Source organism: Bacillus sp. FSL E2-8900, from assembly GCF_037966225.1.
Lineage (GTDB): Bacteria > Bacillota > Bacilli > Bacillales > Bacillaceae_G > Bacillus_A > Bacillus_A cereus.
Genome location: NZ_CP150193.1, coordinates 4,988,950 through 5,010,786 on the forward strand (window position 1 = coordinate 4,988,950; position 21,837 = coordinate 5,010,786).

Sequence of the window (21,837 nt, forward strand, 5' to 3'; positions counted from 1 at the left end):
TATGCTATAGTTAACGTGTAAAACTATCATTAACTGAGGTGAATAGAATGAGTGAAGCAACAACAACGTTAGATGGCTGGTATTGTTTACATGATTTACGTTCTATTGATTGGGCTGCATGGAAAACATTATCTAGCGACGAACGCGGACAAGCAGTGTCTGAATTTTTAAATGTCGTTGAAAAATGGAACGAAGTAGCTACTGCGAAAAAAGGTAGTCACGCAATGTATACAGTTGTTGGCCAAAAAGCTGATATTATGCTTATGATTTTACGTCCAACAATGGAAGAGTTAAATGAAATTGAGACAGAATTGAATAAAACAACTTTAGCTGAATATATGGTTCCTGCATATTCTTACGTATCTGTTGTTGAATTAAGCAACTACCTTCCAGCTGATGAGGATCCATACCAAAACCCGCAAATTTTAGCTCGTTTATATCCTGAATTACCGAAAGCAAATCATATTTGCTTCTATCCAATGGATAAGCGTCGCCAAGGTGATGACAACTGGTACATGCTTCCTATGGAAGAACGTAAAAAAATGATGTACAGCCATAGTAAAATTGGTCGTCAATACGCAGGTAAAGTACGCCAAGTGATTTCAGGATCTGTTGGATTCGATGATTTCGAATGGGGCGTAACATTATTCGCTGACGATGTTCTTCAATTTAAGAAACTTATATACGAAATGCGCTTCGATGAAGTAAGTGCTCGTTATGGTGAATTTGGAACATTCTTCGTTGGAAACATTTTACAAGACGAAAAAGTAGAGAAATTTTTACACATATAAATGGTGAAAAGGAACGAAATTCGTTCCTTTTTTTATTCTTCTCTATATTTATCCTCAAAAATCTCCTTTTTTCTGCACTTTTGAAGAAAAACCAACATTTTTTCAAATTTCTTGTAAAATTGTAACCTTTTTATATGTAAAGATATGCTAAAATGATACGAGCTATATGCTAAATAACGATGCGAAGGTGATAATCTATATGAAAAAAATCTTGTCTATTTTACTATTGCTTGTATTGTCAATTTCTTCCTTAGGAGTAACAACATCCCATGCGGAAGAAAAAATACATATTGAGGCGGCGGCTGCACTTTTATTTGATGCAGATACAGGAAAAATACTTCACGAGCAAAATCCAGATGAATTGCTAGCTATTGCTAGTATGTCAAAATTAATTGTTGTTTACGCTGTTTTAGAAGCAATTAAAGAAGGAAAAATCACATGGGATACGAAAGTAAATATTTCTGATTACGCTTATGAAGTCTCTCGTAATAATGAATTCTCTAATGTACCGTTCGAAAAAGGACGTCAATATACTGTAAAAGAATTATATCATTCTATTGTTATATTCTCTGCAAATGGATCTAGTATTGCTTTAGCAGAACTTCTTGCAGGAAGTGAGAAAAACTTCTTAAATCTTGCAAATGAACATGCTAAAAAGCTAGGATTAAAGAAATATAAATTTGTAAACGCTACTGGCTTAAATAACGCTGACTTAAAAGGAAAACATCCTGAGGGTACTGATCCAAATGCAGAAAACTCTATGTCAGCTCGTGATATGGGTATGCTTTCAAAAGCAATGATTACAAAGTATCCAGAAATGCTAGAGGATACAAAACAAAGATTTAGAAACTTCCCAGACAATCACCCAAAACCAATTCGTATGGAAAACTGGAATTGGATGTTACCAGGAGCTGCTTTCGCTTATGAAGGTACTGATGGTTTAAAAACCGGAAGTTCTGATACAGCTGGATACGGATTTACCATTACTGCTAAACGTGGTGATGTACGTCTTATCTCGGTTATTATTAAAACAAAATCAATGGATGAACGTTTCACGGAATCTCGTGAATTAATCGAATATGGATTTAATAACTTTGAAAAACAAAAACTAAAAGTTAATAAAAACAATACAATCTCTGTAGTAAAAGGGAAAGAAGACCAAGTAACTGTTGCACCCGAAAAAGAAATAACAGTAATTGCGAAAAAAGGTAGCAAAGAGCCTTATAAAATTGGAACTGAATTAGATAAATCTCTTTCTGAAGATGGACATTTAGTTGCTCCTATTAAGAAAGATACCAAAGTAGGCTCAATTACTTTAGAATCAACTGATAAATATGGTTTCTTAGACGGTAGTAAAAGTATGAAAGTTACTGCAAAAACGACAGAGGAAGTTGAAAAAGCAAATTGGTTTGTGTTAACAATGCGCTCTATTGGTGATTTCTTCTCAAACTTATGGTCTAAAGTTTTTTAATAAAAAAGCTGGCTCACGCTAGCTTTTTTTATTTTCCACTCTCAATGTAAAACTTCGTTTGGTTGTCATATCTGAGTCCTTTTCCTCATACGTATGAACTAGTAATTGTTACACACTTCATCTAGAGATAAAGTGAAACTTTAATCAGTGGGGGAATCACCCGCTGATTATTAGTTGAACTAATCGGGCGTTTACGGGCAGTTTGATCTCCCATCTAATTTCTTTACTTCAACCAAATTTTAGGGCAGGAGTCTCACTGCCCGTTAATGCGGGATAAACCTCTTTCCAAAAGGTATTACAAAAAGAGAGGTGACACATAATGGGCGTTATTGCTTATAACGAAGAAGATGTAAAGTTGTTGGCTAGACTGATGCGTGCTGAAGCCGAAGGAGAAGGGCAACAAGGAATGTTAATGGTCGGAAACGTTGGGGTAAATCGTGTCCGCGGAAATTGTTTAGACTTTAAAAGCATTCGTAATTTACGTCAAATGGTTTATCAAAACCCCGGCGGTTTTGAAGCAACGCAAAAAGGATATTTTTATCAACGGGCACGCGAACAAGATATTGCCCTAGCGAGACGGACCATTCAAGGGCAACGTTTTTGGCCTGCCAACTTTGCCTTATGGTTCTTTAGACCTGAAGGTGCATGTCCACCAACTTGGTATAACCAACAAAACTCTGGTCGCTTTAAAAAGCACTGCTTCTTCCAGCCATCTGCTGGAGACTGCCCTAGCGTATATTAAGGAATAAAAATGAGGAGGGATTTTTGAATGGCACAGCAACAAAATCCGTACTATGGAACAGGTTTTTATCAACCATCTGGAACTTATGTACAACCGCAACAAATGACTCAACAACAGCAGCAAGCGATGCAACAACAAACAGCTCAAGCTGCGCAAGCTCAATATGCAATTTCTCAAGGCATGTTACCTCTAGAGCAATCCTATATTGAAAATATCCTTCGTTTAAACAAAGGTAAGCAAGCTACGGTTGTAATGACCTATGAACGTGGCAGTTCCCTTGGCACACAATCTTATACAGGTATTATTGAAGCAGCTGGCCGTGACCATATCGTTATTAGTGAACCGCAATCAGGAAAACGCTATTTACTACTAATGATCTACTTAGATTACGTAGAATTTCCAGAAGAAATTACGTATTTACCTAGTCAACAAGCAACTTATACTCCAAGACCATAAAAAAAGCTGGCAAATGCCAGCTTTTGTTTTTTATAATCCTTTTACAACTGCAGTCCCTACTAGAATCCACGCCACAATAAACGCTACACCACCAAGAGGTGTAATTGGACCAAAGAACTTAATACCTGTCGTACTTAATGCATACAAACTACCTGAGAACATAATAATTCCAGCTACCATTAGCCAACCAGCAGTAGTTAAAAGTGCTGATTGAACCTTATCCATCAATAAAGCAACTACGAATAGTCCACCTGCATGAAACATTTGATATGTAACGCCTGTTTTCCACACTTCTAACATTTTTGCAGAAATTTTATTTTCTAAACCGTGTGCTCCAAAGGCCCCTAACGCAACAGATAGCCCCGCTGCAATACAACCTAGTAAAAAGAAAATTTTCATCTTAATTCCCCTTTTTTACCTTTATCATAAGCAATTTTTTCATATAAGCCAAACGATTTATCTTCTAAAAATCAAATAAAGAGTTACCGTTTGCATCACTTTCTTTTATATATACTGGCTCCCCAGAAACAGGTGCAATTGGTTGCATAGTTGTTACTGGTTGTGATTCAATTACTTGCGATGGAATTTGCGGTTCTCTATATGTAGATGTTTCAACTTGTTCATCTAATAATAAGTCACATAAAGCACGCACAACTAATAAATGTTCTTTTGACTTTTGTCCTTCACTACTTTTCGCCTTCGCAATTTCATTCGCCATTTTATTTAAAATCTTGCCGCTAGATATTTGCATTCCTTATCACCTCGTACTTTGTAATTCTTTCTCGAATTGTCCCAATTTCTCTACTGAACCAAATACTATTATCATATCACGTTCTTTCAATTTTTCCTGCCCTGCTGGATTATGTATAATATCCCCATTTCTTGAAATCGCTAATATTGTTACATCAAACTGATTCCTTACATTACTCTCTAGTAAAGATTTACCAACTAATATTGAATCTTTTCCAACTAGAATTTCTTCAATGACAAATGACTGTTCTATTCCATACAACACTGTATCAATATAATGAACGGTTAATGGATTTGCAATACCTTTTGCGATATGAATACCTGCCATACTAGATGGATTAATAACCTTATTTGCACCGGCACGCCTTAATTTCTCTTCAGTTTCTGGCTTTTCAGATCTCGCCACAATTTTAATCGTATCGTTTAACCCTCTTGCTGTTAATGTAATAAATACATTTTCGGCATCATTTGCAACAATAGCAACTAAACCAGCTGCTTTTAAAATTCCGGCATTATGTAATACTTGATCTTCCGTTGCATCTCCATGTACAAATAAAAGCTTTTCCTGCTCCAATATACTTTCATCTTTATCAACAACGACAAATGGAATATTCTTTTCTTGCAATTCATGTACAACTTGAAGCCCCACTCTACCGCAACCACATACTATAATATGATTTTTCAACTGCGCTATTTGTTTATCCATCTTCTTCCTCCGTACTGCATGAAATAAATTCCCTTCAATAATCATAGCTGCCACTACCCCAATTGCATACGTAACAATACCTACGCCAACAGGAATAATAAGAAGCGCAAATACTTTCCCCGCTTGCGTTACAGGAACGGCATCTCCGTATCCAACAGTCAATACAGTAATCATTGTCATCCAAAATGCTTGAAACAAACTAATCTCTTCAATCGTCATAAATCCTATCGTTCCTAGAATTACAACAAAAGTCATACATATAACTGCTATCCATAATTGCTTACGTGCATTCATACCGTGTTTCAACTCTTTTCTCTATCTACAATCTTTGCCAGTGGAAATAAAATACGTATATACTAGATACGGAATCTATGAAAGAGGTTGATATAATGAAGACATTTCTTTCCGCCTTACAATGGGCACTATTTATTTTAGCTGGAAGCCTTATTGTACCAATTAGTGTCGCAACTAGTTATGGTCTTGATGGTGCTGAAGCTATCGCATTCGTACAAAGAACGTTATTTGTTCTAGGTTTTGCTGGTCTCTTGCAAGCTATATTTGGGCATAAACTTCCTATTCAAGAAGGTCCTGCTGGCCTTTGGTGGGGAATTTTCTCCCTTTACGCAAGTTTAGGCGTCGTGCTATTTGGATCAAGCAATGAGACACTTAAAGTTCTTCAATATGCTTTCTTATTAAGCGGTATTATTTGTATTATTCTTAGCGTTTTTGGACTTATTGATAAACTTGTTCGCTATTTTACACCGACAGTCATTGGAACGTATTTATTTCTTCTTGTCGCGCAGCTTAGTGGCTCCTTCTTAAAGGGAATGTTTGGCCTTGATGGAAAACATACAGAAGTACAACCTAACGTATTTATTCTTTCACTCATTGTTATTTTACTATCCTTTTTCATCATGAAGCTACCTATTATTGGACAATATTCCGTTCTTTTCAGTATCGTATGCGGCTGGATATTATTCGCATGTTTCGGATTATCTAATCCAATAACACCAGTGACAGACATAATCCGTTTTCCATCCTTATTTGTTTTCGGAATGCCTCGTGTTGAATGGAACATGGTAATTACGGTCATTTTCGTTACACTCTTACTTCTAACAAATATGTTAGCAAGTATTCGCGTTGTACAAAAGGTTGTCTCTAAATATGAAGAAAACGCTGCATCAGATCGTTTTAAACAAGCTGGCATTATCACAGGAATCAACCAATTGCTAGGCGGCCTATTTTCAGCTATTGGGCCTGTCGCTATTTCTGGATCAGCAGGTTTTATTGCAACGACTAATATTTATAAACGTCTCCCGTTTATATTAGGGTCAAGCTTTATTATTGTCGTTAGTATATTTCCAAAGATTACTTCATTCTTTGCGGCAATCCCTGTTGCAGTTGGTTATGCCGCTATTTATCCTGTATTCGCAAGCATGATTGGTCTCGCCTTTCGAGAATACGAAACTGTCCAGGATAAAGAACGATTATTTAAAGTAGCCGGTCTTTCAATCTTTACAGGAGTCGGAGTTATGTTTGTTCCAGCAGGAGCATATTCCACACTTCCACCATTTCTAGCATCGTTTTTAAGTAATGGTCTCGTTCTTGGATCTGTAATAGCAATCTTGCTAGAAATACTATTTTCTCGTTCCGTTGCAAAACAAATATCTTAAATTGGAAAACTTCCATTATTGCACTCTACCTTTAGAGTTGTTACGATAAAATCAAACTTTAATCATTGGGGTTTTATTCTTCCCCAATGATTATTAACCAATATTATGAGCAACAACTCATAATAATTTATCTACTTCTTTTCAAAGAGGTTTGATGTCTTACTATTATTCCTCAACATCTTCATGAACATGTATTTTGATTTCAATTAAAGAAAGGAATTTTCTATATGACTTATAAAATGATTGTTTTAGATTTAGATGATACTTTATTACGTGATGACCATACTATTTCACCTCGTACGAAAGAAGCGTTAATGACTGCACAAGAGCAAGGTGTAAAGGTTGTACTTGCTTCTGGACGTCCAACGTTTGGTATGCGCAATGTAGCCAAAGAACTTCGTTTAGAAGAATACGGCAGTTTCATTCTATCTTTTAATGGTGCAAAAATTATTAACTGTAAAACAAACGAAGAAATCTTTAGTAGTACGCTATCTCCTGAAATCGTTCACAACCTATTTGAAATTAGTCAAACTGAAGATGTATGGATTCATACTTATATGGGCGATGATATCGTAACGGAAGAAAATAATCCTTATACTGAAATTGAGGGCGATATTACCGGTATGCCAATTGTTGTAGTAGATGACTTTAAAGCCGCAGTTAAAGAGCCTGTAGTAAAAGTATTAATGAATAAAGAGGCTGAACGCCTTGTTGAAGTTGAAAAGAAACTACAAAAACAACTAGAAGGCCAATTAAGCGTGATGCGTTCAAAACCATTCTTCTTAGAATTTACAGAAGCCGGTGTTACAAAAGGAACGAGCTTAAACAAACTGATTCAAAAGCTTGGCATTAAGCGTGAAGAAGTTATCGCAATGGGCGATAGCTATAACGACCAAGCAATGATTGAATTTGCTGGTCTTGGCGTTGCAATGGGAAATGCACCTGATGATATTAAAGAAATTGCAAACTACGTAACAGATACAAATATGAACGATGGTGTTGCAAAAGTTGTAGAGAAATTCGTTTTAAAAACGGATGTACTTGTTTAATATTTTCATTCACAAAACCTATTTGAAGTCAAATACTTCAAATAGGTTTTTATTTAAATTCTCATGCTTTTGTGACTATATTTTGAACTTTGCACTATTCTCGTAGTGTAAACTTTCTTTTTGTATATAATGAAACAAAATAGACTATTTTATTTTGAAAAAGAATACAAATTTACTATATACAAGCATACGTTAAAGGAGGCTACTTTATGTTATCTACACCAATCGGACGATTAAGAGCAATTGGACTAGTTGAAGGTATTTCTTTCCTATTACTATTATTTGTAGCAATGCCATTGAAATATTTCGCAGGATTTGCAACAGCTGTTAAAATTACAGGCATGGCTCATGGTGTTCTATTTATTCTATTCATCTTTGCAGTAATTCAAGTAACAATCGTACACCGTAAATCAATTTTATGGGCACTTGGAGCATTCGTTTCATCAGTTATCCCATTTGGTACTTTTGTACTAGATGCAAAATTAAAGAACGAGCAACAATGATAATAAAAAGGTAGTTAACAACTGTTAACTACCTTTTCTATTTATAAATTTGGAATTTCCCAATCAATTTCTCTTTCGCCCATATTAGCTAAAATCGTATTTATTTTAGAATATGGCTTACTACCAAAGAAACCACGTCTTGCCGATAATGGGCTTGGATGTACAGATTCGATAATATGATGATTCGGATTCGTAATTAATTTCTTCTTCGCCTGCGCATGGCGCCCCCACAATATGAAAATAACTGGCTTTTCACGTTCGTTCAACAGTTCAATTACACGATCTGTGAAGTGCTCCCATCCTTTTCCCTTATGAGAATTTGCTTCGCCTTGACGAACTGTTAATACGGTATTTAGTAATAATACTCCTTGTTCCGCCCATTTTACTAAATAACCGTTATTCGGGATTTCATAACCATATTCATCTCGAAGTTCTTTATACATATTTAACAATGACGGTGGTGTTTTAACACCAGGTTGCACAGAAAAGCTTAAACCATGCGCTTGATTCGGTCCATGATATGGATCTTGCCCTAAAATGACAACCTTTGTATTTTCATAACTTGTATACTGAAGAGCGTTAAAAATATCTTCTACCTTCGGATAAACAACATGCGTGCTGTATTCTTCTGTCAAAAAACTGGATAGAGTAAGATAATACTCTTTCTCGAATTCTGGTGCCAATAGTGGCTCCCAATCATTCTTTAAAACATTTTCCATACTGTCACTTCCTGTCTAATTAATTCACCATATCCTGTCTTGTAAATACTACGAACGAAATAACAAGAGAAACAACTGCCCAAACAGTTAAATTCATCAAAGAAAATCCCATCGATAAACCTTGTAATGCAGGTAATTTTCCTGATAAATAATCCGTTAATGATAAATTCACACTAAAAATATATTTGGCGCCTTCCCAAGATGTTGCGAACGAGCTTAAAATACCGCCTGCAATTAATGCAGCTAGCATAACGCCCATACCAGCTGGTGTATTACGAATTAAAACAGAGACCATAAATGATATAGTTCCGACAACGATAGCAACAAACCAGGCTAGTCCATACGCCATTAAGATGTATTGCCACTGCGGAATAAGATGTACAAAGTTCGTATTTAACGTTTCCTTATCAATGACGAATCCTGTTAAAACAGGTAAATTCCATCCCGAGTACCCAAATACAAGCCCTGATAATATGTAAGCAAACAAACCTACAAGAAACAGTATGAGCGAAATGAAAAATAACATCGTCACGTATTTACTAAGGAGTATTTTCCAGCGCCGAATCGGCCGCGTAAGTAACATCTTCATCGTCCCATCACTTCGTTCTCCTGAAACGATATCAATGGCGACAATCATTACGAGAAGCGGAATAAATAATGTAATTCCTTGTTCAATAAATGCTCTGACAAAAGTCGGTGCACCCGGTGCCATCGGATTAATATCATGATCTAAATAATATTGTTGTTGCTCAACCCTTACCTTTAACCAATCACGCCATTCTTCTGGCAACCTAGAATTGTTCAACCGGTTCTGAGAATCAACAATTTGCTGTTGCAATGAAACCTTCCAATCAGTTGTACCGAGTCTTTTTTGTGTCGTTTCTATTTCACGATACTGCGCATACACAAAAAGCGGGATCAAGATTGCTAAAATAAGCATGACAACAAAAATACGTTTCTTGCGGTAAATCTTTTCTGATTCATTTAAAACTAGATTCGCAAATTCACGCATGCTGCTCACCCCTTGTGAGTTCAATAAATAAATCTTCTAGCGTAAATACAAGCTCCTTAACGCTATGTACATCTATTTCATTTGCGACAAAGTGTTTATTCCAACTACTTATAGATGCAATATCCATGCGGCATAGTAATCGATCGCCTTCTACACTCACTTCCCTTACTTCTTCGGCCGCTTCTAGCATATCTTTCGCCTTAGAAATCGGTGTAACAATCCATTCTACACGATCACTTGCTGTTTTAATTAATTCTTCAACCTTGGCAACTGTTATCATCTTTCCTTTATGAATAATAGCAACGCGATCGCATATCATTTGCACTTCACTTAGCAAGTGGCTTGAAATAAACACGCTCATATTTTCTTCTTTTACAAGCTTATGTATAAATTCCCTAAGTTCTCTAATCCCTGCTGGATCTAAACCATTCGTTGGTTCATCTAATATGAGCAATTTCGGATTTCCAAGGAGCGCCTGCGCAATTCCAAGACGTTGTTTCATACCAAGTGAGTACGTTTTTACCTTGTCATGAATTCTTTCATCTAAATGAACCATTTCAGCAATTTCAATAATACGTTCATCTGATATATCACCTAACATACGAGCAAATTGCTTTAAATTTTCCCATCCCGTTAAATATGTATACAACTCTGGGTTTTCAACGATACTCCCAATTTGACGCATCGCTTTTCTGAAATTTTCCTTAATCAAATAACCACCGATAGAAATCGTACCTTCTGTCGCCTTAATCAATCCGACTAACATTCGAATGGTAGTCGTCTTTCCAGCACCATTTGGTCCTAAGAACCCGAACACTTCTCCTTGCTTTACATCAAAGGAAATATTCTCTACAAGAGTCTTCTTTCCAATTACCTTCTTCAAGTCTCGTACGGAAAGTATCGTCGTCATTTTACCCCTCCTTGTTCTAGTTTTAATTTACTTACAACATTTTGAACTAAACGTTCTGCCATATACGTATAACCTACTTCGTTCGGATGAAAATGATCAGAGTATAATAAATCTTTCCCGCGGTTTTGGAATAAATCAAATGTCGGTGTAATATACACATTTTTATCGTTTAGCGCTAATTTCTCTAAAGATGCATTCCAGTCCACAACAATGTTTGAAGACCCTTTTAAATCTTCTACATCTTCAAAAGGATTGTATAAACCAAGCCAAAAAATCGGACTATCTGTATTTAATTTACGAATTTCTTCTATAATTTTCTTTGCTTCATTTTGAAACGTCTCTGTGTCAGGACGATACGTCTCTAAATCTATTTTCCCAAGTGATTCCCAGCCTGGGAACAAATCATTTCCACCAATCGTTAACACAATTACATCTGCTTGCTTAATTGAATATTGAGCGCCATTACTTTCAATTTGTTTTAATAAATCGGGCATTTTTGCACCACTAACTGCTAAATTTGTTAATGCAATTTTTTGCTTATAATCTTTTTGTAAATCCTCTTTCATTCGCCCAACATAGCCAATTCCTTCTTTATCACCAACGCCACGCGTTAATGAATCACCTAAACTAACGATTTGTAACGTTCCCGTTTTCTTTTTCTCTTTTGCCACTACATCGGTCTTTTTAATTAAATTTGAAGCTTTCGGATTTAATACATCATTTACACCTGAAACAAAGCCATATGCAAATAAACAGAAAGATGCAATTGTAATGAGTAGAATTACTTTTACTACTTTTGATCTCATATCAAAACCCCTTTTAGCCCTCATAGATTGTCCATAATTATACCAAACGAAATTTTGAAAAGCGATTTTCACACCTTCTCAATTATGTCGTTTCTCTATCTATTAACTCTGGTAATAACTCTATATGCTTCACATCTAGTTTCTCTTCATTAATCTTTTCATATAATAATTCAAACGCTTTTACTCCAACGTTTTTACTAGAATGCGAAATCGTCGTTATACCCAATATATCTGCCACCTCTTGATCATCACACCCGATAATCGTAATATCCTCTGGAATACGAATTCCTTGTTTTTTTGCTTCTGTAACCATCCCCGCTGCAATATGGTTACAAGATACAAGGAACGCTGTCGGTTTTACTGACATATGAGCCCATTCTCTAATTACATTGCGTCCATCTTCCACTGTAAAACAACCTTCAAATTTCCAGGTCTCTAACGGTGTTACGATACTCTGTTGAAGCGAATCTTTATACGCCTTCTTTCGTCTTTGGCTATTAACACTATTACTTCTTCCAATACAATATCCAATACGTGTATGACCGGCATCTATTAAGCTTTTCATCCCACGTGAAAATACTTTGTAGTAATCGATATGTACACTTGAAATGCATTTTGAATCTATTTCTTCACACATAACAATCGGGCCGAATTTCGTATATTCTTCAAGCTTCTCCTTACTATTTGTCCGAGAACAAATAATAACCCCATCAAGCTTTTTCATTTTTAACATATTCAAAATTTCTAGTTCTCTTTCTTCACTATAATTCGTCTGACAAAGCATCATATTATAATTATTCTTTGCTGTCTCTTTTGATATCCCCTCGATAATAGCGCTATAATATTGATCATTTACGTGTGGCAATAAAACGCCAATTACATTTGTTTTTCCTTTCACTAAATGAATTGCATTCACGTTTTGCGTGTAATTTAATTCTTCTATAATCGCTAAAATTTCTTTTCGTTTCTGTTCATTTACGTACGGATGATTATTTAGTACACGTGAAACAGTTGAAACAGATACTCCAGCAAGTTCAGCAATCTTTCTTATATTTGTCATCTCATTTTCCCCTTTTCACAAAAATTCTCCCTTGACCTGGTAAGCTTTCCACAATATATCCTTTCCTAGCAAATACATTTAGAAAGGATATACAACTATGCTTCGATTCAAATTAGAATATATATTTTTCATTGGCGGTTTACTCATTCTTGCCATCGGTATTAATATGATGACGACAATTACTTCCTTTGGACTTAGCCCTTATGATTCCTTCTTTATTGCACTATATCAAAATTTTGGGATAAGTATTGGTTTTTGGATTTTCATGATTAACTTTGCCTTTACACTTATCGTACTCTTTTGGAATAAAAAACAAATTACAATCGGTACAATTGTAACGATGGTTCTTATTTCTCTTTTTGTTGATTGGATTGGTTCCATTACAACTATTATGGACGCTATCCGCTCTCTTCCAAAATATATAACACTTATTTGCGGAAATCTATTCGTTGGAGCTGGAATTGGTCTTTACGTCTCTACAAACCTTTGTGCAGCGCCTCAAGAAGCTTTCGTTTTAACGGTTGCCGAGAAGAAAAAATGGACGTTTAGAAGAACAGAGATTTCATTAGCCTTTTTATTTTTAACGTTAAGCTTTTTATTAGATGGACCTATCTATTTTGGAACAATCATCTTATCCTTTACAACAGGCTGGATTATCCAAGCATTTATTCAAGTTGGTACGCAGATTTTAAATAGAAAAGAGCCTATTAAGCAAGCTGCTTAATAGGCTCTTTCTGTTTTATGGTAAGAGATACTACTTAGCATCCCCTTCAATTCGATAGTTCGCTTTCAAACAATCTATTTCTTCATACCCTTGCAACGTATGTAGAATATAATCATAATCAGCAAGAGACGCACGATGCGTTACAATTACAATTTCAGCCTTTCCTTTCTCTTCAAGCGGCATTTGAATAATTTTCTCAAAGCTAACTCCGCGCTCAGAGAACAATGAAGTAATTTTTGCAAATACACCAATTTCGTCTTTTACATGCAGTCTTAAAAACTTTTTCACGACAATTTCGTCTGGCTCTTTTAATACTTTTTGATATTGTGGGACTACAGCACTATTTCCTGTTACCCCTAATCTAATATTTTGCATTACAGCAACTAAATCCGAAACAACAGCTGTAGCTGTCGGTAAACTTCCTGCGCCTGGTCCATAAAACATCGTTTCCCCAACTGCTTCACCGTACACATACACAGCGTTATATTCATTTTGTACTGCTGCAAGAGGATGTGTATTTGGAAGTAAAGTTGGTTCAACTGTAACCTCCAATTTTTCACCATCTCGTTTTGCAAGACCGATTAATTTAATTGTATAACCTAAGCTCTTACTGTATTCAATATCTTCCTCTGTAATAGAGGTAATACCTTTTACTTTCACATCTCCAAGCTCTACATTTGTAGAGAAACCGAGGGTAGCTAAAATCGTCATTTTTCTTGCTGCATCTAAACCTTCTACATCTGATGTTGGATCTGCTTCTGCAAATCCAAGTTGTTGGGCTTCTTTTAACACGTCGTTATATGCTCTCCCTTCGTCTGACATTTTCGTCAAAATAAAATTTGTTGTTCCATTTACAATTCCCATTACTTTCGTAATAAGATCTGAAGAAAGTCCTTCTACGATACTGCGTAAAATTGGAATTCCCCCTGCCACACTCGCCTCATAGAATAAATCAGCCTTATTATCTTTTGCTGTCGCTAATAATTCAGCTCCATGTAATGCCATTAAGTCTTTATTTGCAGTTACAACATGCTTTCCGCTTTTTAAAGCTTGTAAAATATATGATTTTGCATCATCAATGCCACCCATCACTTCAATAACAACATCAATATTTGGATTATCTAAAATTTCATTTGCATCTTGTGTTAATAGAGTAGAAGGTACCTCTACCTCTCTCTCTTTCTCAATGTTTTGCACTAATACTTTCGTTACCTTCACCGGACAACCTACTTGGTGTATGAGTCGTTCTTGATGATCCGTAATAATACGAACCACACCACTGCCAACTGTCCCAAGACCTAATAACCCAACTTGAATTTCTTTCATAGTACTGTCCACCCCTCAAAAATTGTGTTTAGATGAAATTATATGAGTAAAAAATATGAAAAACAATGTATTTTGAACATTCGGAAAAATAAAGGTTAATCTTTACAAGGAAAACGTTGCCACGTGTTACACAATCTTTCTTTACAATATATAAGGGGTTTCTTGATACACGTAATAATTCAACCAATTAGAAAACAATAAATTACCATGACTCCTCCACCTAACAAGCGGCTTTTCATCTGGATTATTATGTTTAAAATAGTTTTTTGGCACATCAATATTTAATCCCTTGTCACGATCTCGTTCGTATTCTTGTTTTAACGTCTCACAACTATATTCGCTATGTCCAAGGGCAAACACTTGCCTTCCTTCTGACCCAATAACAAGGTGAACACCTGCTTCTTCAGAGTTTGCTAACAATGTTAATTCTTTCACTCCTCTAATATCATTCTCTCGTACTTCTGTATGACGAGAATGCGGAGCAAAAAACAATTCATCAAATCCTTGTAATAATTTCACATGTTGCTCGCAAACTTCATGTTCAAATACACCGAACACTTTTTCCTTAAGGGGATACTTTGGAACACCATAATGATAGTACAAGCCAGCCTGTGCCCCCCAGCAAATATGGAGCGTAGATGTTACATTCGTTTTTGAATACTCCATAATATGTTTAAGCTCTTCCCAATAATCTACCTCTTCAAAAGCAAGGGTCTCCACTGGCGCTCCTGTAATAATGAGCCCATCAAACTTTTCATTTTCAATATCACGAAACGTTTTATAAAAGCTTGTTAAATGTTCTTGCGTTACATTACGCGATAGATGTGATTCCATATGAAGCAAATGAACATCTAATTGTAACGGTGTGTTTCCAATTAAGCGAAGTAATTGCGCCTCTGTATCTTGTTTCGTTGGCATTAAATTTAATATAGCAATTTTTAAAGCACGTATATCTTGTGTTTCTGCCCGCTCCTTCGTCATTACAAAAATATTTTCTTTTTGCAACACTTTGCGAGCCGGTAAATCTTTATCAATTATGATCGGCATGTGTTTTGCCTCCAACTAGAGCTGCTTCCAAATCTGCAATAATATCAGAAACATCTTCTATACCAACCGATAAACGAATTAAATCAGATGTAACACCCGCTAAACGCTGATCTTCAGCATTTAATTGTCTATGCGTCGTACTAGCAGGATGTATAACGCAAGTTCGTGCATCAGCTACGTGCGTTACAAGAGTTGCTAGTTTTACATTTGCGATAAATTCTTTTGCTGCTTCTAATCCGCCTTTAATACCGAAAGTTAAAACACCACTAGCACCTTTTTTCAAGTACTGTTGTGCTAATGAGTAATTTTCATTACTATCTAAGCCTGGATAATTCACCCATTCAATACGTTCATGATTAGCAAGCCACTTAGCAACTGCAAGAGCATTTTCACTATGACGTTCCATTCGTAAATGCAATGTTTCTAAGCCAATATTGCTAATATATGCATTGAATGGGCTCATACAATTTCCATAATCTCTTAATAGCTGAACACGTGCTTTCACAATATACGCTGCTGCACCAAAGTTTTGAACGTAACTTACACCGTGATAACTTGGATCTGGTTCAACAAGTTCAGGATACTTTCCATTTGTCCAATCAAAGTTTCCACCGTCAATTACAATACCGCCTAAGGAGCTCGCATGCCCATCGATATACTTCGTCGTAGAATGAACAATAATATTTGCCCCATGTTCAAACGCCTGGCATAAATAAGGAGTTGCTAATGTATTATCAACGATAAAAGGTACCTCTAATTCTTTAGCGGCAGCTGAAAATTCTTTAAAATTTAAAACATTCATCGCTGGATTTCCTAACGATTCTGCATAGATAAGTTTCGTCTTGTCATTAGCAAGCGCCGTGATTTCATCTGCCGTTAAATTTGGATTAAAGAACGTAACATCAATGCCAAGCTTACGTAAACTCACCCCAAATAAATTAAACGTTCCCCCGTAAACAGTTGAAGAGCAAAGTAAATGATCCCCACTACTACAAATATTTAAAACTGCGAGCATAATAGCTGCTTGCCCAGAAGCCGTTGCAACAGCTCCTACACCGCCTTCTAAATCTGATAACTTCTGCTCAAATGCTGCTAAAGTAGGGTTTCCAATACGTGTATAAATATATCCTTCTGCCTCTAAGTTAAATAGAGCTGCTAAATCATCCGAAGTATCGTATTTATACGTTGTGCTTTGATAAAGTGGTAAAACACGTGGTTCACCATTCTTTGGTGTATAGCCACCTTGCACACAAATTGTTCCTTTTCCCCATGATTCTCCCATCTCTCATTCTCCTTTCTTTTATACAAAATAAAAAACTGCCCCTTTCCTGAAAACAAGAAAGGAGCAGTTTGAAAACACGCTCTAAAGGCTCTTTCTTATCTCTCAGGATACTACCTGCAGGATTTGGCACAATTCCGTTATACGGCTGTTGCCAAGGTTTCATCGGGCCTGTCCCTCCACCTTTTCTTGATAAGACTATGCAATTACCGTTGATTTTATAGCAATAATTTCCTAATGTCAAACAGTTTTTCTGAATGTTCTAAAATAAATGTTAACAGTTTCATATAAAGCAACAAAAGAAATATATTCTAGTCTATTTCAAAAAAGACCTTTAAAAACCTCAAATCAGTCTATAAAATTAAATAAGTAATTTAACCTATAAATTCAAATTCCCCAAAAGTTAGCCTATATGTTGAATAGGCCATCTTCTCAAAAAGATACTATATATATTCAATCCATTTTTCACTAGTATATTTCACTTTTTTCCCTACTAAGATTTACATAACGGAGGTATAACATGACAAATAAAAAAGATATGCATTACATACTTGCTCTATATGGCATTCTTCTAGGATCTATAGTAGGAGCTACAGTCTGGTTATTTTTAGTCACAATAAATATTGGAATCCACTTTATTTGGGGATACTTGCCTGAAGTTCTCTCTTTTCCCTCTTATTACACCCTTTGCGTAACAATAATTGGCGGGGTCCTTGTTGGTCTATCACAAAAACATTTCGGTACATACCCACGCCTTATGCCTGAAGTAATGGCTGAATATAAAAAAACTGGTCGAATCGAATATCGCTTTGTCCATCGGGCTACTTTAACAGCGATTATTGTTTTAATTTTCGGTGCTAGTCTTGGTCCAGAAGCCGCACTAGTTGGAATTATAGGCGGACTGTGCACATGGGTAGGGGATCGCTTTAAATTTGCCTTAAAGGGTATGAATGAGCTAACCGAGATCGGAATTGGCGCTACTTTAAGTGTCATTTTTAACGCACCATTATTCGGTTATTTAGCACCAAATGAAAATGAGGGGGAAGAAATTGCTGCTTTTTCTAAAGGAAAAAAAGCGATTGTATACTTAGCTACTACTTTCGCAGGTTTTTCTGTTTATTTACTACTGAGTAAACTTGATAATCGTGGATCCTTTATTGTTGATTTCGGAGAAGGTACACTTTCTTTCAATGAATGGATTGCATTTCTTCCACTTGCTAGTATCGGTGCTATAGTTGGTTTCTTTTATTTCAAGTTAGAATTCACATTAGAAAAGTTAATTCACCCTTTTAGAGAATACAAGCTGACACTCGGAATTATCGGTGGTATTTTATTAGGAATTGCGGGAACCTTTCTTCCGTACACATTATTTTCAGGGGAACATCAATTAAAAGAATTAGTTGTTGAATGGAGCCATTTATCTTTTTGGATACTACTTCTTTCAGGGATTTTAAAGTTATGCATTACTGCCGTTTGTTTGAACACAGGGTGGCGAGGTGGACATATCTTCCCAATTATATTTTCTGGGTCAAGTATCGGATACGCTGTAGCATCTATTCTTCCTATAGATCCAGTAGCATCTGTTGCCATCGTAACAACAGCAATTTCAAGCTATGCGTTACGAAAGCCAATAGCTATAACATTACTATTACTTATGTTTTTCCCGCTTAATTTACTATTGCCCATGCTTGGTGCAGCTGCTATCGGGAATGCCTTTCCACTCCCAAAACATAACGAAAATAAAAATTAATAAAAATAGGCAGTGGGGACGAAAGCTCCACTGTCTATTTTTTTATTACACATGCTGCTTCAATAACGCTTCTAACTCCTCAAAATTATGCACTTCATATGTCGGTATAATCCCACTATCATTTAATTTCCTTTCTGGATTAAACCAACAAGTATCAATTCCCGCTACATATCCACCTTTAATATCAGCGCTTAATGAATCCCCAATAATCAGCCCTTCTTCAGGTGCAAAGTTAGGAATCCGTTCAAAAACATAATCAAAATACTCTTTCATCGGTTTTTGAAAACCTGTATCTTCCGAAACAAAGACATCTTTAAATAATGAATGTAACCCTGCATTGCGCAAACGTTTATCTTGCGTCTTAGAAACACCATTTGTCACTATATACAATTCATACTCCCCTTGAATTTGATTTATAAATTCAAATGCACCTTGCATGAGTTGATTTCCTTCTTCTAAGTAGTTACGATAATTATTTTCGAATAATATTCCATTTACTTCTTCTCCATACTCTTTAAACAACAGAGAGAATCGTGTATTTACAACTTCATTGCGTGATAGTTCACCTTTTTCAAAAGCATCCCAAAGACCTTTATTTATTTTTTTATAACGAGCCTCTATCTCATCTGTTAAAGGGATTCCCTTCTCTTCAAAAAGTACCCGTAAAGCCACTTTTTCAGCCTTTTGGAAGTCTAGTAATGTATCATCTACATCAAATAACAATGTTTTATATTTTTTCATAAATTCATCACACTCTCTTTTCTACAAAAACAAATTTACATAAATCGTATCATTCCTTCTTGTAAAGATAATAGGAGATATCTCATACTATACATAGGGGTGAAAATATGAAAATCAGCAAAAATGAGGAAGAAATTTATCAATACATGCGAATCCATCAATTCCATACCCTATTTTCATTTCATGTCTTGCCATATGTAGAGCTGCATTCTTTTCAAACGAAAGAGATGATATGTAGTGAAGGAAATGCTCTCCCTTATCTCTATTACTTAATTTCTGGGAGAGCCAAAATATATATGAGTCATAAAAACGGGAAGGTTTCATTAATTAATTTTATTCAAGCACCATCTTTTATCGGGGAATTAGGATTAATAGGAGTAGAAAATATTACTAAGTCCGTTGAAGTACTAGAAGATTGTGTGTGTTTGGCACTTCCTCTTAAAGATTGTCAGCAACTTTTATTACAAGATGCAACGTTTTTACAGCACTTATGTAAATTTATTGGAGAAAAGACAATTACTCGCACTGAAAATTACGCAAAAAACTATAGTTATCCTTTTGAAAATCGATTAGCTGCTTTTATTTTATTAACAGAGCAAAATAATTGTTATATAGAAAAGCATACCGAGGCCTCGGAATATTTAAATGTCAGCTACCGTCATCTTTTATATGTATTAAATCAGTTTTGCCAACAAAATTATTTAAGAAAAGAAGGCCGAACATATTATATAAAAGATCGAAATACATTAGAAAAACTTGCTGATGAACTAAAAATATAAAAAAACAGCATTAACATATAAACGTTAATGCTGTTTTTTCGAGTGACGAGTATAATTTTAATTAAAATTTACTTGCTACTTTAGCTGCTTCTTCAAGACCTGCAGCAATAATTTCTTCTGCTTTATCTGGGAATTGGTTATGTCCTTCAATAACTACTGTTTCCATGTTTGTTGCGCCGAAGAAGCCCATCATACTTGCTACATATTTAACAGCCATTTCTACCTCAGCTGCTGGCCCTTCTGAATATACGCCGCCTCGTGCATTTAATAATGCAATCTTCTTATCTCCGATTAGGCCAACTGGACCCTCTGGCGTATATTTGAACGTTTTACCAGCACGGTTTAAATAATCAATATATGTGTGCAATACTGCTGGAATCGTTAAGTTCCATAATGGGAAGCCGAAAACAACTTTATCAGCTTCTAGGAATTGATTTAAATACTTATCAGCAACTGCTACTGCTTTTGCTTCTTCTTCTGTTAAATCAAATCCTTTACCTACCTTGAATGTACCATTGATCATGTCTACGCCTACGTATGGTAATTCTTCTTTATATAAATCAATTTCTACTACTGTATCATTTGGGTGTGCTTCTTTATAGTTCACTAAAAATGCCTCATATAATTTTACACTAACTGCTTGTTCCGCTGGACGGTTATTTGCTTTAACGAATAAAACTGTTGCCATTATTTATTCCTCCTAGTACTCACTCTTATGTTGTTATATGCTTTCAAAAAAGGTATCCCTTGTAATTGTTGTTTTGTTGCTTACAAACATATTTTATCTTTATATAAAGACAATTTCGTCCTCACATAGACGTATTTTTCCATAAAAAAAGTCCACCTTCTAAAGGCGAACTTGGTCTTACGACTTTCGTCTTATACAATTCCATTTTTAACTGCATATAATGCCGCTTGCGTACGATCAGATAAATTCAACTTACTCAAAATGCTACTTACATGCGCCTTAACCGTCTTTTCTGTAATAACTAAAACAGATGCAATTTCCTTATTGCTCATCCCTTTCGCTAATAGCTGCAATACTTCATTTTCTCTCGCTGTTAGCACATCCACTTGAATAGAAGGTTCTTCTTCCTTTTCTTCTACAGGTAATGTTTGAGAGAGAAGAGCATTTGCTATATCCGGATGTAATTGAATATTACCTTTATATGCGCTTCGAATAGCCTCAACAAGCTGATCTGGTTCTACATCTTTTAAAATATACCCACTTGCTCCAGCCCTTAATGCAGGTAACACATGCGCCTGATCAGAAAAGCTAGTTAATACAATTACTTTCACATTTGGATACTCTTTTTTTATATATGCCGTCGCCTCAACACCATCCATTTCAGGCATATATAAATCCATTAATATAACATCGGGATTTGTTTCTCCTACTTTCACTAACGCTTCTTTCCCATTATTCGCTTCTCCAACTAACTCTAAATCTTCCTGTGTACTTAAGAAAAATGCTAATCCTTTTAAAACGACTGTATGATCATCAACTAACAATACTTTTATTTTCACAAACTTCCCTCATTTT

The 21,837-nt window shown here is 35.6% G+C and carries 24 protein-coding genes and 1 riboswitch; of the genes, 10 read left to right on the top strand and 14 right to left on the bottom strand.

Features of this window, described 5'->3' with window-relative positions; genetic code table 11:
• The first annotated feature begins 47 nt into the window (after positions 1-47).
• The 4 genes from hemQ (at position 48) to gerQ (ending at position 3,460) form a co-directional block, all read left to right on the top strand.
• A complete protein-coding gene (gene hemQ, locus NST90_RS25580; RefSeq protein WP_001287598.1) occupies positions 48-791 on the top strand; it encodes a hydrogen peroxide-dependent heme synthase in 744 nt (247 codons plus the stop codon).
• A gap of 199 nt (positions 792-990) precedes the next feature.
• Complete coding sequence (locus NST90_RS25585; RefSeq protein WP_000722870.1) at positions 991-2,262, top strand: serine hydrolase; 1,272 nt, start codon at positions 991-993, stop codon at positions 2,260-2,262.
• 319 nt (positions 2,263-2,581) lie between these two features.
• Positions 2,582-3,004 (top strand): cell wall hydrolase CwlJ, encoded by a 423-nt coding sequence (cwlJ, locus tag NST90_RS25590; RefSeq protein ID WP_000538167.1) that lies wholly within the window; start codon positions 2,582-2,584, stop codon positions 3,002-3,004.
• Positions 3,005-3,031: 27 nt separating this feature from the next.
• On the top strand, positions 3,032-3,460 hold the full coding sequence (gerQ, locus tag NST90_RS25595; RefSeq protein ID WP_000068652.1) for a spore coat protein GerQ: 429 nt from the start codon (positions 3,032-3,034) through the stop codon (positions 3,458-3,460).
• Positions 3,461-3,490: 30 nt separating this feature from the next.
• Here the strand turns inward: gerQ and NST90_RS25600 are convergent, their stop codons facing one another.
• From NST90_RS25600 to NST90_RS25610, 3 genes are all read right to left on the bottom strand, one after another.
• Positions 3,491-3,859: a DUF423 domain-containing protein gene (locus tag NST90_RS25600; RefSeq protein WP_025709657.1), complete on the bottom strand. Its 369-nt coding sequence runs from the start codon at positions 3,857-3,859 to the stop codon at positions 3,491-3,493.
• 64 nt (positions 3,860-3,923) lie between these two features.
• Positions 3,924-4,211: a YwdI family protein gene (locus NST90_RS25605; RefSeq protein ID WP_025709656.1), complete on the bottom strand. Its 288-nt coding sequence runs from the start codon at positions 4,209-4,211 to the stop codon at positions 3,924-3,926.
• Between the two features lie 6 nt (positions 4,212-4,217).
• A complete protein-coding gene (locus NST90_RS25610; protein WP_000993980.1) occupies positions 4,218-5,210 on the bottom strand; it encodes a potassium channel protein in 993 nt (330 codons plus the stop codon).
• Between the two features lie 95 nt (positions 5,211-5,305).
• Here NST90_RS25610 and NST90_RS25615 point away from each other — a divergent pair, with 95 nt between their 5' ends.
• The 3 genes from NST90_RS25615 to NST90_RS25625 all read left to right on the top strand — a co-directional run bounded on the left by NST90_RS25615 (position 5,306) and on the right by NST90_RS25625 (position 8,141).
• Complete coding sequence (locus NST90_RS25615) at positions 5,306-6,589, top strand: purine/pyrimidine permease (RefSeq protein ID WP_044306628.1); 1,284 nt, start codon at positions 5,306-5,308, stop codon at positions 6,587-6,589.
• A 227-nt stretch (positions 6,590-6,816) separates the two neighbouring features.
• Complete coding sequence (locus NST90_RS25620) at positions 6,817-7,638, top strand: Cof-type HAD-IIB family hydrolase (protein WP_000221395.1); 822 nt, start codon at positions 6,817-6,819, stop codon at positions 7,636-7,638.
• 209 nt (positions 7,639-7,847) lie between these two features.
• Entirely contained in the window at positions 7,848-8,141 is a 294-nt protein-coding gene (locus NST90_RS25625) for a DUF3817 domain-containing protein (protein ID WP_000953396.1), read from the top strand.
• A gap of 41 nt (positions 8,142-8,182) precedes the next feature.
• Here NST90_RS25625 and NST90_RS25630 read toward each other — a convergent pair whose 3' ends face one another.
• From NST90_RS25630 to NST90_RS25650, 5 genes are read right to left on the bottom strand one after another with little or no spacing between them, the layout of a single operon-like run.
• Positions 8,183-8,860 (bottom strand): uracil-DNA glycosylase, encoded by a 678-nt coding sequence (locus tag NST90_RS25630; protein WP_000432519.1) that lies wholly within the window; start codon positions 8,858-8,860, stop codon positions 8,183-8,185.
• Between the two features lie 19 nt (positions 8,861-8,879).
• A complete protein-coding gene (locus NST90_RS25635) occupies positions 8,880-9,872 on the bottom strand; it encodes an ABC transporter permease subunit (RefSeq protein WP_001206477.1) in 993 nt (330 codons plus the stop codon).
• Positions 9,865-10,782 carry an ABC transporter ATP-binding protein gene (locus tag NST90_RS25640; RefSeq protein ID WP_016123903.1) on the bottom strand — a complete coding sequence of 306 codons (918 nt, stop codon included), beginning with the start codon at positions 10,780-10,782 and terminating at the stop codon, positions 9,865-9,867. Before NST90_RS25640 ends, NST90_RS25635 begins: the two co-directional genes overlap by 8 nt.
• The gene (locus tag NST90_RS25645; RefSeq protein WP_002022849.1) at positions 10,779-11,660 is read right to left on the bottom strand and encodes an SGNH/GDSL hydrolase family protein; all 882 of its coding nucleotides are present in this window, start codon (positions 11,658-11,660) and stop codon (positions 10,779-10,781) included. The genes NST90_RS25640 and NST90_RS25645 overlap by 4 nt, the downstream gene beginning before the upstream one ends.
• A 10-nt stretch (positions 11,661-11,670) precedes the next feature.
• Positions 11,671-12,648, bottom strand: a complete 978-nt coding sequence (locus NST90_RS25650; RefSeq protein ID WP_044306627.1) for a LacI family DNA-binding transcriptional regulator — start codon at positions 12,646-12,648, stop codon at positions 11,671-11,673.
• Between the two features lie 97 nt (positions 12,649-12,745).
• On the opposite strand from NST90_RS25650, the gene NST90_RS25655 reads away from it, so the two are divergent.
• Positions 12,746-13,372 (top strand): YitT family protein, encoded by a 627-nt coding sequence (locus NST90_RS25655; RefSeq protein ID WP_000943411.1) that lies wholly within the window; start codon positions 12,746-12,748, stop codon positions 13,370-13,372.
• A 30-nt stretch (positions 13,373-13,402) separates the two neighbouring features.
• Here NST90_RS25655 and NST90_RS25660 read toward each other — a convergent pair whose 3' ends face one another.
• From NST90_RS25660 to NST90_RS25670, 3 genes are all read right to left on the bottom strand, one after another.
• Complete coding sequence (locus NST90_RS25660; protein WP_000659109.1) at positions 13,403-14,698, bottom strand: homoserine dehydrogenase; 1,296 nt, start codon at positions 14,696-14,698, stop codon at positions 13,403-13,405.
• Positions 14,699-14,839: 141 nt separating this feature from the next.
• Positions 14,840-15,745, bottom strand: a complete 906-nt coding sequence (gene metA / locus NST90_RS25665; protein WP_006921973.1) for a homoserine O-succinyltransferase — start codon at positions 15,743-15,745, stop codon at positions 14,840-14,842.
• A complete protein-coding gene (locus NST90_RS25670; RefSeq protein ID WP_000504780.1) occupies positions 15,729-17,027 on the bottom strand; it encodes a bifunctional O-acetylhomoserine aminocarboxypropyltransferase/cysteine synthase in 1,299 nt (432 codons plus the stop codon). Before NST90_RS25670 ends, metA begins: the two co-directional genes overlap by 17 nt.
• Before the next feature lie 92 nt (positions 17,028-17,119).
• A riboswitch (SAM riboswitch) is annotated at positions 17,120-17,223 on the bottom strand.
• Between the two features lie 321 nt (positions 17,224-17,544).
• Between NST90_RS25670 and NST90_RS25675 the strand changes: the two genes are divergently transcribed.
• Entirely contained in the window at positions 17,545-18,774 is a 1,230-nt protein-coding gene (locus NST90_RS25675; protein ID WP_000182456.1) for a chloride channel protein, read from the top strand.
• A gap of 45 nt (positions 18,775-18,819) precedes the next feature.
• Here the strand turns inward: NST90_RS25675 and NST90_RS25680 are convergent, their stop codons facing one another.
• Positions 18,820-19,515 (bottom strand): YjjG family noncanonical pyrimidine nucleotidase, encoded by a 696-nt coding sequence (locus NST90_RS25680; protein ID WP_000760196.1) that lies wholly within the window; start codon positions 19,513-19,515, stop codon positions 18,820-18,822.
• A gap of 107 nt (positions 19,516-19,622) precedes the next feature.
• Between NST90_RS25680 and NST90_RS25685 the strand changes: the two genes are divergently transcribed.
• Positions 19,623-20,294 carry a transcriptional regulator YeiL gene (locus NST90_RS25685; RefSeq protein ID WP_006921968.1) on the top strand — a complete coding sequence of 224 codons (672 nt, stop codon included), beginning with the start codon at positions 19,623-19,625 and terminating at the stop codon, positions 20,292-20,294.
• A gap of 61 nt (positions 20,295-20,355) precedes the next feature.
• Here NST90_RS25685 and NST90_RS25690 read toward each other — a convergent pair whose 3' ends face one another.
• Both NST90_RS25690 and NST90_RS25695 read right to left on the bottom strand, forming a co-directional pair.
• On the bottom strand, positions 20,356-20,982 hold the full coding sequence (locus tag NST90_RS25690; RefSeq protein ID WP_046393125.1) for an FMN-dependent NADH-azoreductase: 627 nt from the start codon (positions 20,980-20,982) through the stop codon (positions 20,356-20,358).
• Between the two features lie 191 nt (positions 20,983-21,173).
• Positions 21,174-21,821, bottom strand: coding sequence for a response regulator transcription factor (locus NST90_RS25695; RefSeq protein ID WP_000695799.1), 648 nt, complete (start codon positions 21,819-21,821; stop codon positions 21,174-21,176).
• Between the last annotated feature and the right edge of the window lie 16 nt (positions 21,822-21,837).